This window comes from Citrobacter sp. Awk 4 (assembly GCF_028069725.1).
Lineage (GTDB): Bacteria > Pseudomonadota > Gammaproteobacteria > Enterobacterales > Enterobacteriaceae > Citrobacter_D.
The window spans coordinates 48,029-59,186 of record NZ_JANEWG010000015.1 but is presented as its reverse complement, the minus strand read 5'-3'; the positions used below and the strand labels follow the sequence as shown (position 1 = coordinate 59,186).

The window sequence follows — 11,158 nt, the reverse complement described above, 5'->3', positions numbered from 1 at the left end:
CGGTAAGTTTTCTTTAATAACTCATTAGAAATTTCCCGCTATACTCAACAGGCTTTCTGATTCAGGATCTTGCTACTGACGGAAGATACAGACCGTCACCTTTTAACTCATTGATTAAGAAGGTGTGATATGTCTATTCGGGAACTCATTAATCCTGACAATTCTACGCTTATTTTTATTGACCATCAGCCGCAAATGTCATTCGGCGTGGCAAATATTGATCGTCAAACTCTGAAAAATAATACCGTTGCGTTAGCGAAAGCCGGGAAAATATTTAAAGTTCCGGTCATTTATACTTCTGTTGAAACGAAAAGTTTTAGCGGTTATATCTGGCCAGAATTACTGGCGGTGCATCCTGATGTGAAACCCATTGAACGTACCTCAATGAATTCATGGGAAGATGCGGCGTTCGTGAAAGCGGTAGAAGCGACCGGTCGTAAGAAATTGATCATCTCTGCGTTGTGGACTGAAGTGTGCCTGACATTCCCGGCGTTGATGGCGCTGGAAGCGGGTTACGAAGTGTATGTGGTCACTGACACCTCAGGCGGTACTTCTGTTGACGCGCATGAACGTTCTATTGACCGCATGGTGCAGGCAGGCGCGGTTCCTGTGACCTGGCAGCAGGTGTTACTTGAATACCAGCGCGACTGGTCCCGTAAAGAAACCTACGACGCTGTGATGGATCTGGTGCGCGAACACAGCGGCGCCTACGGTATGGGTGTGGATTACGCCTACACCCTGGTGCATGGCGCCCCTGAACGCAAAGCGTGATGCCAATGGCGGGGCAATCCCGCCATTCTCCTTGTGTAAGGAACCTTTCATGGCGCAACAAAATAAACACGTGACGCTGGTCATTACGCATACATTGCAGCCCAACCAGGCGGAGCGCTATGAGCAATGGCTGGGGAAAATCATGCCGGTGGCGGCGGAATTTCCCGGACATCTGGGGGCAAACGTTATTCGTCCCGCAGAGGGACAAACTCTGTGGAACATTATTATTCGTTTTGACACCCTCGAGCATCTCTACAACTGGACCCAATCGGATACGCGTCGGGTACTGGTGGAAGAGGTCGCCCCGCTGCTGGCTGAAGGCGACAAAACGGAAGTCCGCACCGAAGCGGCGTTCTGGTTTACGCCGCCAGCGCCTCACGTCCGTCAGCCGCTGCGCTGGAAACAGTTTCTGATAACTCTGCTGGTCATTTTTCCCAGCACCAACCTGGTGCCGTGGATAACCGGCATGATCCTTCCCGCGCTGAAGGGCTCAATGCTATTGCATCTGCTTAATGATGCCTGTGTGGTTGCGCTGGTGGTCTGGCTCTGGATGCCCATCGTAACCCGTCTGTTTGCCGGCTGGCTGAAAAAAGCCTGACCGGTTTTTCAGGAGATTGTTATGTCTCAAACTGCCACACTCATTTTGACGCACGGAAAAATCCATACTCTTGACCGACAATGCCCGCAAGTAGAGGCGGTGGCGATCAACGACGGAAAAATTCTGGCGACCGGTACTCATGACAGGATCATGAGTTTTGCCGCTGACGGGACACAGATTGTTGATCTAAAAGGTCACACGGTGATCCCCGGTTTAAACGACTCCCACCTGCATTTGATCCGCGGCGGCCTCAATTACAATCTGGAATTACGCTGGGAAGGCGTGCCGTCGCTGGCGGACGCACTGCGTATGCTAAAAGATCAGGCGGATCGAACGCCATCACCGCAATGGGTCCGCGTGGTGGGGGGCTGGAGTGAGTTTCAGTTCGCGGAACGTCGTATGCCGACGCTGGAAGAGCTGAACGATGCGGCACCGGACACCCCGGTGTTTGTGCTGCATCTTTACGATCGCGCGTTGCTCAACCGGGCGGCGTTGAAAGCGGTGGGCTATACCAAAGCGACGCCAGACCCGGTCGGCGGTGAGATAGTCCGCGACAGCAATGGCAACCCGACCGGGATGCTGATCGCCAAACCTAACGCCATGATCCTGTACTCGACGCTGGCGAAAGGGCCGAAGTTACCGCTGGAGATGCAGGTAAACTCGACCCGACAGTTTATGCGCGAGCTGAACCGTCTGGGGTTGACCAGCGCCATCGACGCGGGCGGCGGCTTCCAGAACTACCCGGAAGATTACGAGATTATTGAGCAGTTGCACGCCAACAATCAGATGACGGTGCGCATTGCCTACAACCTGTTTACCCAACGGCCAAAGCAAGAACTGGAAGACTTTGAGCGCTGGACTGACATGCTCAAACCGGGGCAAGGGACCGATTTTTATCGCGCGAACGGCGCAGGGGAAATGCTGGTCTTTTCGGCAGCGGATTTCGAAGACTTTTTGCAACCGCGCCCGGATCTGCCTGAAGGGATGGAAGATGAGCTGGAGCGCGTGGTACGCCATCTTGTCGAACATCGCTGGCCGTTCCGCCTGCATGCGACCTACGACGAATCCATCAGCCGAATGCTGGATGTCTTTGAGAAGGTCAACCGCGATATCCCGTTCAACGGATTGCACTGGTTCTTCGACCATGCTGAGACCATCACCGAACGCAACATTGAGCGTGTCAAAGCGCTGGGCGGCGGAATTGCGGTGCAACACCGGATGGCCTTTCAGGGCGAGTATTTTATCGATCGCTATGGCAAAGAGGCCGTGAAACACACGCCGCCGGTGGCAAAAATGCTGGCGGCGGAACTTCCTGTCGGACTCGGTACTGACGCAACGCGTGTCGCCAGCTACAACCCCTGGACAGCGCTCTACTGGCTGGTTTCCGGGCGTACCGTGGGTGGTACGGCAATGTATGACGAGAACAACCGTCTGCCGCGTGATGTGGCGCTGGAGTTGTGGACGGCAGGCAGCGCCTGGTTCTCCAGCGAGCAGGGGAAAAAAGGGCGGATTGAAGAAGGACAGCTTGCCGACCTGGTGGTGCTGTCGAAAGATTACTTCAGCGTGGCGGAAGAGGAGATCAAGGGTATTGAATCAGTGATGACCCTTGTTGATGGCAAAGTGGTCTTCGCCGCTGGGCATTTCACGCCGCTGGCACCGCCCGCGATCCCGGTAGTGCCAGACTGGTCGCCAGTGGTGAACGTACCCGGTCACTATCGATCCGCGCCACCCACCGCTGCTAAAGTGGGGGCCATTGTCCAGATGCACCAGTGTTGTGGCAGTTGTGGCGTGCATGGGCATCAGCACGATAAAGCGCGCAAATCGGGGATCCCGGTGTCAGATGATCAGGCCTTCTGGGGCGCGCTCGGCTGCTCCTGTTTTGCATTTTAATGGACGACATGCCGGATGGCGCTCACGTTCATCCGGCAAACCCCGCTGATCTTTTCTAGAATTGTTTTCATTGAGCTTACAGGGATGGCACAAATGTAACATTGTGTGCCAATCTACGCGCATCTTGTACAGTGAAGGTGGAAACATGGATGATCTTGTAATCCTTGGCTGCATTGCTTTGTTTTTTGCGCTGGTCGTGCCGATACTGGCGATTGTCGCGCTGAATCGTACGTCCGTACTCCGTTATGAACTCTCCATTCTGCGCCGACGGGTTGAGGAGCTTGAACAGCGTGGCGCGGACAATGCGCCTGTTCAACAGGCGACACCGGAACCGGTTAGCCCTGTGGAGCCGATATCAGAGGACGTCGTTGCCGCCGCCACCTCAGAGATTGAACGTCCTCAACTCTCCATCGTCATGCCTGAAAAAGTCGACGCGCCGCTGGTGAAACCGGTGAAGCCCTCTGCGTTTGGCGGTGTTTTCTCTTCGCTGGCGCGCTGGTTTATGCAGGGAAATCCGCTGGCCAAACTGGGGATTTTGTTGCTCTTCTTCGGTTTATCTTTCCTGTTGCGCTATACGGTTGAGCATTCACTGTTTCCCCTTGAGCTGCGCCTTGTGGCCGCGGCGCTGTTTGCCGTGGCGTTGCTCGCGGTTGGCTGGCGTTTGCGGCATAAACAGCCCGTCTATGCCTTAATCCTGCAAGGGGGGGCGACTGGCGCGCTGTATTTGACCGTCTTTGGCGCATTCCGGCTGTGGCAAATGTTACCGCTCACGCTGGCTTTTGCACTACTGGTGCTCATCTGCGCGGCAAGCGTAGGGCTCGCAATTTTGCAAAAAGCGCTGAGTCTGGCGATGCTGGCAAGCATCGGCGGTTATCTCGCTCCGCTGCTGCTTTCAACCGGGAGCGGCAACTATGTCGCGCTGTTCTCGTTTTATCTCCTGCTTTCGCTCGGCATTCTCGCCATCAGCATCTGGCAGCACTGGCGTGAGCTCAATCTGTTGGGGCTGCTGTTTACCTTCGGGGTCGGCGGGCTTTGGGGGCTGAGTGATTACCGGACTGAGTACTGGTTCAACTGCCAGCTTTTCCTGATCGCCAACATCCTCATTTTTGGCGTGTTGAGCGTGGCGCTCTCGCTGCGGGCGCAGGAGAAGGGCAAGCGTATTATTGACGGCGTACTGGTGTTTGCGCCTCCGGTGATTGGCTTTGGAATGCAGTATGCGATGACCCAGCATCTGGAATACGGCCCGGCCCTCAGCGCGCTGGGATTTGGCGGTTTCTACATGGCCCTGGCGTGGCTGGCATTACGCCGTTTTCCGTCGATGGGACGTCCACTGGCCCTGGCGGCGCTGGCGCTTGGCGGGGCATTTGCCACGCTGGCCATCCCGCTGGCGCTTTCCGCGCGCTGGACAGCGATGGCCTGGGCGCTCGAAGGATTGGGCGTGCTGTGGCTGGGTATTCAGCAACAACAACGGCGGATGAGCTACAGCGGGACCGCATTGATGCTGCTGGCGGTGGTCAGCGGAGGCTGGGCGCTGGCGGAAAATACCGCAGCGCTACCCGTGATGACTATCTTCTCGGTGCTGAGTCTGTGTTGGCTGGCAGGGGCGTGGCTGTGGCGCAGTGAAAAGGTACACATCAGTTGGGCGCTGCTGGTGGGGGGCGTGGCATTCTGGATTGTCGCACTGGTGGGCGCATCACGACTGGTGCTTGAAGATTCGGCTTCTGAGTGGTTTGGTGTTCTGGCGCTGATGACCGCTTCCGTTGCACTTTGGCGTTATCTGGGCAGGCGATTCGCATGGCGAGAGCTGGGGTATAGTCAGTGGCTGCTGTGGCCCGCCATGCTGTTGCTGCTGGTGTATCAAATTGACTTACAGCAGATTTTTGCCGCTGGCTGGCAAAATCTGGCGTGGTGTGCGGCATTACCCTGCGCGGTGCTGATGCTGTATCGCGATAGTCCACGTTTGTTGCCTCGATTCTCGCAGGCGCTGCATCTTTCTCTGTTCTGGATGATCGTACTGGCGTTCGCCATGGAATTATTCTGGTTTACGCAGGCGTTGCCGTGGGGAATGGAGGCCTGGCGCAGCGGTCTGATGATGGCGGCGGGCGGGATCGTTATCCTGTTGGTACATACGGCGATTCGCCGCAAACTGTGGCCGTTTACTCGCTGGCCTGTGCTGTATGGCGCTGTCGCCTTAGTACCGCTGGCCGTTATTTTGGTGTTGTATCTGCTGTTTGCTAACCTGGAAGATGGCGTGGTGCTTCATCAACGTTACATTCCTGGGGTTAACCCGCTTGAAGAGGGCGCGGCCTTCGCGTTGTTGGGACTGTATATTCTTGTTCGTTTTTCCCTGCACGTGTTACCTGCGCCGTTCGCGGCGTACCGTTCATGGGGGCTGGTTGCGCTGGCGGCGCTGGCATTTTGGTGGCTGAATGGGGCGCTTATGCGAGCGTTATCGTGGTATGGCGATGTTGTGTGGAGCAGTGAAGCGTTGTGGCATTCACGTTTGATCCAGACCTGTTTTGCCCTGTTCTGGATGCTCACGGCGTTAATTGTCATGATCCGCGCCACGCGACGTGGTTCGCGACGGGAATGGTTTTGCGGCGCGACCTTTCTGGGCATCGTTATCATTAAACTGATGCTGGTGGACAGTGCGAATGGCGGCGGGTTAGCGCGCGCAGTCGCCTTTATTGGCGTGGCGATTCTGGTCTTAATCGTGGGGTACTTCTCACCGTTACCGCCCAGGGCAGGAGACGAAAAATGAAATGGATGAAAGGGGTATTATGGAGCGTCCTGTTGGGGATGGCGTTTCCGGCGTTCAGCCGCGACGAGGTGCCGGAGACGCCGCAGGATTACGCGGTGGGGATGACGCTGGAGACGACCGGAGAATCGCCCTGGTATCGCGTTCCGCTTCCAATGGAGGTCTATACCACCAGCGCCTGGCCGGATTTACGTGATGTGCGCGTGTTTAACCGCCAGGGCGACGTGGTGCCTTTCGCGCTTGAGGTGCAGAAATCGCAGGTCACGGAACCAAAAGCCGTTCCGCTTCGACTCTTTGCGTTTGAGGCATCGCCCGTCCCGGTGAAACCGAATGACGATAGCGGCATGCAGACGGTACTGCTGCGTTCGAAAAGCGGGCTGGAAATCCACTTTGAGAGCGAAGATGCCAAAGCGATTGGGCAAAGTTTTCTGCTGACGCTGCCGGAAAATGGGGTGGAATCACTGCAGGTTTCCCGGTTGCGCCTGGACTGGCGCGATCCCGCGGAAAACTGGCAGGGGAAAGCCTCGGTGTATTACAGTCGTGACTTACATCGTTGGGATGAGCTTCAGGAAGCCTCGCAGCTTATGGATCTGAAGCGTGGCGATGATCGACTGAAAATCGACACCCTCCGTGCCGATATCACACTGTCAACGGATAGCGTCGCTTATCTGCTGGTGATCCTGGATTCGCAAAGCCCGGCGTTGGTTCTGAACGGCGTGAGCGCTCTCACCGATACAACCCTACCTGCCGCCGAGCGCGTCTTGCTGAATGCCCGTGGCAGTAAAGTGTCGCCAACCGAGGCTATCTGGCGATGGGATCATCCCCAGCCGCTGACGGCGCTGGACATCCTTCTGGACAACAAAGGGCTGTTACCTGTCGAGCTGGAGTGGCGCAGCAGTGAAAAAGAGGCGTGGCGACCGTTGAGCAAGACGGTGCTCTTTTGGCTGGATGGGCAGTTTTCTGACAGTATTCCCCTCTCTGGTGAGTTGGTCGATGCCGTTCGCATGACCACCCTGAATGCCAAATTACCGGAGACGCTCCCGGTGGTGAGAGGTGTTCGCGACAGTTATCAGGTGATTTTCAATGCCCAGGGGACGAGTCCTTACATGCTGGCGTGGGGAAACGGGGCGGCAGTCAAGGCGGATGTCAGCATGGATATGCTGATCCCGAAAGCGCTGCGTGAAAGGCAGAAGATCGACGCTCTGCCGCAGGTTTTCCCGCATACCCGCGTGGTTCTGGGGGGAGAGGAACGTTTAACGGCGACCTCAGCGGCTGAACAACAGCGTCTGTGGAAAACATTGTTGGTCTGGGGAGCGCTAATTCTTGGCGTGGCGGTCCTGCTGACGATGGCGTGGCGAATCTGGCGTGAAGCGAAGAAGGGTGGCGCGGCGTAAGACAATAAAAAAGGCTCGCCGGGGCGAGCCTTTTTTCAATTCATGCCAATTACAGGCTGGAGACGTTTTCGGTCAGGTATTTTGCAACGCCGTCCGGAGATGCGTTCATCCCTTCTTTTCCTTTTTCCCACTGTGCCGGGCAAACATCACCGTGCTCTTCGTGGAACTGCAGCGCGTCAACCATACGCAGCATTTCGTCGATGTTACGACCCAGCGGCAGATCGTTAACGACCTGGTGGCGAACAACGCCGTTCGCGTCGATCAGGAAAGAACCACGCAGCGCCACGCCCGCTTCCGGGTGCTCGATGCCATAGGCTTTCTGGATTTCGCGTTTGATGTCAGCAACCATTGCGTATTTCACTGCACCGATGCCGCCTTTGTCGACAGGGGTGTTACGCCATGCGTTGTGGACAAATTCAGAGTCAAAAGAAACGCCAACCACTTCAACGCCGCGCTTCTGGAATTCTTCATAACGTTTGTCGAACGCGATCAGTTCTGACGGGCAAACGAAGGTGAAGTCCATCGGCCAGAAGAACAGAACGGTCGTTTTACCGTTGGTGTGCTGTTTGAAGTTGAAGTTTTCAACAATCTCACCGCTACCCAGTACCGCAGCTGCTGTGAAATCCGGAGCCTGACGAGTAACCAGTACCATATAATTCTCCTGCAAAGTTAAGGGTTTTTGGAACGCAACGCGGGCCAGTATAGAAGGTGTTCGGCAATAAGACAAAGAGGCGCTGACAATCGTTCAGTGAGCTTTTACCTATCAATCGCCCCTCTATTAGAGTTGTTTATTTTTCGCCTGCACCATCATTCGCGGATAAAACTGCCAGAATCGTGCCTCCAGGGCAGCGTAGTGGGTATCCAGGTCATGCCAGGAGTCGCGAAGGGCATCAAGGCGGGGGCGGCGACTGGCCATGCCGTTGAGGACATCCTGGATGAAATCCATATCACCATAACGTTCCAGCCACTTTTCCGACCACAGGTAGTTATTCAGGTTCACAAAACGCGGCGGCGATTCCGGCAGAATAATCTTGACCTGCGCATGGGCGTAACGCACAAAGGCCTGTAAGGGGAAGTCCGGGGAGAGCTGCGCCCAGTGACGCGAAAGGAAATGATCCCACATTACGTCGAGCGTAATCGGCGCAACGCGTCGGGTTTCGGGGCGAAACCACTCTTTTGCCTCTTTCACTTCCGGCAGATTATCGGTGAGCACGTCGATGCGACGATGCATAAAAATACCGTCCACCACATCGGCAGACCAGGTATCAGCGGGACTACCCCGCACAAAATCGGCCAGCAGATTGCCGGAAAGTGAGCTTTCGGCGAGGTACGCAAGGTGCAGGTGAGCTAAAAAATTCATTGTCTGTTATCTGTCCAAAAGTGGGTAAAGGTTGCAGGGAGAACGCCCCGGCACTAGACTACCCGCCTCTTATTTTAGTCTGAGTCAGTGTCATGCGCGTTGCCGATTTTTCCTTTGAATTACCCGAGTCCCTGATTGCCCACTATCCGATGCCTGAGCGCAGTAGTTGCCGCTTGCTGTCATTAGACGGGCCGACGGGCGCGCTGACGCACGGTACTTTTACTGATTTACTCGATAAGCTCAACCCTGGTGATCTGCTGGTTTTTAACAACACCCGCGTGATCCCGGCGCGTCTGTTCGGCCGTAAGGCCAGCGGCGGCAAGATTGAAGTGCTGGTTGAGCGCATGCTGGATGACAAGCGTATTCTGGCACATATTCGCGCCTCTAAAGCGCCGAAGCCTGGCGCTGAATTACTGCTGGGTGATGATGAGAGCATCAAGGCCACCATGACCGCGCGTCATGACGCGCTGTTTGAAGTCGAATTTAACGACGAACGTCCGGTTCTGGATATCCTCAATGCCATCGGTCATATGCCGTTGCCGCCGTACATTGACCGTCCGGATGAAGACGCCGACCGCGAGCTGTATCAGACGGTTTACGGTGAAAAACCGGGTGCCGTGGCGGCACCTACCGCAGGTCTGCATTTTGACGATCCTTTGCTCGCCAAACTGCGTGACAAAGGCATCGAGATGGCGTTCGTTACGCTGCATGTCGGCGCCGGGACGTTCCAGCCAGTGCGTGTGGACACCATTGAAGACCACATCATGCACTCCGAATACGCCGAAGTGCCGCAAGACGTTGTGGATGCGGTATTGGCCGCGAAAGCGCGCGGCAACCGGGTGATTGCGGTAGGTACGACTTCCGTGCGTTCACTGGAAAGCGCGGCACAGGCGGCGAAAAAAGATCTTATCGAACCGTTCTTCGGCGATACGCAGATTTTTATTTATCCTGGTTATCAATACAAAGTGATTGATGCGCTGGTGACTAACTTCCATCTGCCTGAATCAACACTGATTATGCTGGTTTCGGCGTTTGCGGGTTATAAACACACCATGCATGCCTATCACGAAGCCGTAAAAGCGGAATATCGATTTTTTAGTTACGGTGATGCCATGTTTATCACGTACAATCCGCAGGCTGTTTCTGAGCAACCCTGAGAAAGCTATCTCAGGTGCCATTTTGCCGCCGTGGAGTGATTCCACGGCGAATGTGTAATCATCAGACTGTTTCTCTGATGCAGGAGAAAAAATGAAATTCGAACTGGATACCACCGACGGACGCGCTCGCCGTGGCCGCCTGGTGTTTGATCGTGGCGTAGTGGAAACGCCTGCTTTTATGCCTGTTGGCACTTACGGCACCGTCAAAGGGATGACGCCGGAAGAAGTTGAAGCCACTGGCGCGCAGATTATTCTCGGCAACACCTTCCACCTGTGGCTGCGCCCAGGCCAGGAAATCATGAAGTTACATGGCGATTTGCACGATTTCATGCAGTGGAAAGGCCCGATCCTCACCGATTCCGGCGGCTTCCAGGTGTTCAGTCTGGGCGATATTCGCAAGATCACCGAACAAGGTGTTCACTTCCGCAACCCGATTAACGGCGATCCGATTTTCCTTGATCCCGAAAAGTCCATGGAGATTCAGTACGATCTCGGTTCCGATATCGTAATGATTTTCGACGAATGTACTCCCTATCCGGCGGACTGGGACTATGCTAAACGCTCTATGGAGATGTCTTTGCGTTGGGCGAAGCGCAGCCGTGACCGTTTTGACGGCCTTGGCAATAAAAATGCGCTTTTTGGCATCATTCAGGGCAGCGTTTACGAAGATTTACGTGATATCTCCGTCAAAGGTCTGGTAGATATCGGCTTTGATGGCTACGCTGTCGGCGGTTTGGCTGTGGGTGAGCCGAAGGAAGATATGCACCGTATTCTGGAGCATGTTTGCCCGCAAATCCCGGCGGATAAACCACGTTACCTGATGGGCGTCGGCAAACCAGAAGATCTGGTTGAAGGCGTACGTCGTGGTATTGATATGTTTGACTGCGTGATGCCAACGCGAAACGCCCGTAACGGTCACTTGTTCGTGACTGACGGCGTGGTGAAAATTCGTAACGCGAAGCATAAAAGCGACACCAGCCCACTCGATGCTGAGTGCGATTGCTATACCTGTCGCCATTATTCGCGCGCTTACTTGCATCATCTCGATCGTTGCAACGAAATATTGGGCGCGCGACTCAATACCATTCATAACCTTCGTTACTACCAGCGTTTGATGGCGGGTTTACGCAAGGCTATTGAAGAGGGTAAATTAGAGAGCTTCGTGACCGATTTTTACCAACGCCAGGGTCGACCTGTTCCACCTTTGAACGTTGATTAATTTTAATAATG

The 11,158-nt window shown here is 55.1% G+C and carries 9 protein-coding genes; 7 read left to right on the top strand and 2 right to left on the bottom strand.

The window, feature by feature from the left end; translation table 11 throughout:
- Positions 1-129: 129 nt before the first annotated feature.
- The 5 genes from NNO04_RS08660 (at position 130) to NNO04_RS08640 (ending at position 7,411) form a co-directional block, all read left to right on the top strand.
- Positions 130-771, top strand: coding sequence for a hydrolase (locus NNO04_RS08660; protein WP_203358697.1), 642 nt, complete (start codon positions 130-132; stop codon positions 769-771).
- A gap of 49 nt (positions 772-820) precedes the next feature.
- Positions 821-1,369 carry an antibiotic biosynthesis monooxygenase gene (locus tag NNO04_RS08655; RefSeq protein WP_271444306.1) on the top strand — a complete coding sequence of 183 codons (549 nt, stop codon included), beginning with the start codon at positions 821-823 and terminating at the stop codon, positions 1,367-1,369.
- A 21-nt stretch (positions 1,370-1,390) separates the two neighbouring features.
- A complete protein-coding gene (locus NNO04_RS08650) occupies positions 1,391-3,259 on the top strand; it encodes an amidohydrolase (protein ID WP_271444305.1) in 1,869 nt (622 codons plus the stop codon).
- Positions 3,260-3,404: 145 nt separating this feature from the next.
- Entirely contained in the window at positions 3,405-6,020 is a 2,616-nt protein-coding gene (locus NNO04_RS08645; RefSeq protein WP_271444304.1) for a DUF2339 domain-containing protein, read from the top strand.
- Positions 6,017-7,411, top strand: coding sequence for a DUF3999 domain-containing protein (locus tag NNO04_RS08640; RefSeq protein ID WP_271444303.1), 1,395 nt, complete (start codon positions 6,017-6,019; stop codon positions 7,409-7,411). Before NNO04_RS08645 ends, NNO04_RS08640 begins: the two co-directional genes overlap by 4 nt.
- A gap of 49 nt (positions 7,412-7,460) precedes the next feature.
- On the opposite strand, the gene NNO04_RS08635 is transcribed toward NNO04_RS08640, so the two are convergent.
- Both NNO04_RS08635 and acpH read right to left on the bottom strand, forming a co-directional pair.
- Complete coding sequence (locus tag NNO04_RS08635; RefSeq protein WP_003021524.1) at positions 7,461-8,063, bottom strand: peroxiredoxin; 603 nt, start codon at positions 8,061-8,063, stop codon at positions 7,461-7,463.
- 126 nt (positions 8,064-8,189) lie between these two features.
- A complete protein-coding gene (gene acpH, locus NNO04_RS08630; RefSeq protein WP_271444302.1) occupies positions 8,190-8,771 on the bottom strand; it encodes an ACP phosphodiesterase in 582 nt (193 codons plus the stop codon).
- 92 nt (positions 8,772-8,863) lie between these two features.
- On the opposite strand from acpH, the gene queA reads away from it, so the two are divergent.
- Entirely contained in the window at positions 8,864-9,928 is a 1,065-nt protein-coding gene (queA, locus tag NNO04_RS08625; protein ID WP_271444301.1) for a tRNA preQ1(34) S-adenosylmethionine ribosyltransferase-isomerase QueA, read from the top strand.
- A 91-nt stretch (positions 9,929-10,019) separates the two neighbouring features.
- Positions 10,020-11,147: a tRNA guanosine(34) transglycosylase Tgt gene (gene tgt / locus NNO04_RS08620; protein WP_162378980.1), complete on the top strand. Its 1,128-nt coding sequence runs from the start codon at positions 10,020-10,022 to the stop codon at positions 11,145-11,147.
- The last annotated feature ends 11 nt before the right edge of the window (positions 11,148-11,158 follow it).

What these genes read in the sequence shown, in the direction of transcription:
- NNO04_RS08660 (WP_203358697.1), top strand. Translation starts at nt 130, where the DNA reads ATGTCTATTCGGGAACTCATTAATCCTGACAATTCTACGCTTATTTTT.
- NNO04_RS08655 (WP_271444306.1), top strand. Translation starts at nt 821, where the DNA reads ATGGCGCAACAAAATAAACACGTGACGCTGGTCATTACGCATACATTG.
- NNO04_RS08650 (WP_271444305.1), top strand. Translation starts at nt 1,391, where the DNA reads ATGTCTCAAACTGCCACACTCATTTTGACGCACGGAAAAATCCATACT.
- NNO04_RS08645 (WP_271444304.1), top strand. Translation starts at nt 3,405, where the DNA reads ATGGATGATCTTGTAATCCTTGGCTGCATTGCTTTGTTTTTTGCGCTG.
- NNO04_RS08640 (WP_271444303.1), top strand. Translation starts at nt 6,017, where the DNA reads ATGAAATGGATGAAAGGGGTATTATGGAGCGTCCTGTTGGGGATGGCG.
- NNO04_RS08635 (WP_003021524.1), bottom strand. Translation starts at nt 8,063, where the DNA reads ATGGTACTGGTTACTCGTCAGGCTCCGGATTTCACAGCAGCTGCGGTA.
- acpH (WP_271444302.1), bottom strand. Translation starts at nt 8,771, where the DNA reads ATGAATTTTTTAGCTCACCTGCACCTTGCGTACCTCGCCGAAAGCTCA.
- queA (WP_271444301.1), top strand. Translation starts at nt 8,864, where the DNA reads ATGCGCGTTGCCGATTTTTCCTTTGAATTACCCGAGTCCCTGATTGCC.
- tgt (WP_162378980.1), top strand. Translation starts at nt 10,020, where the DNA reads ATGAAATTCGAACTGGATACCACCGACGGACGCGCTCGCCGTGGCCGC.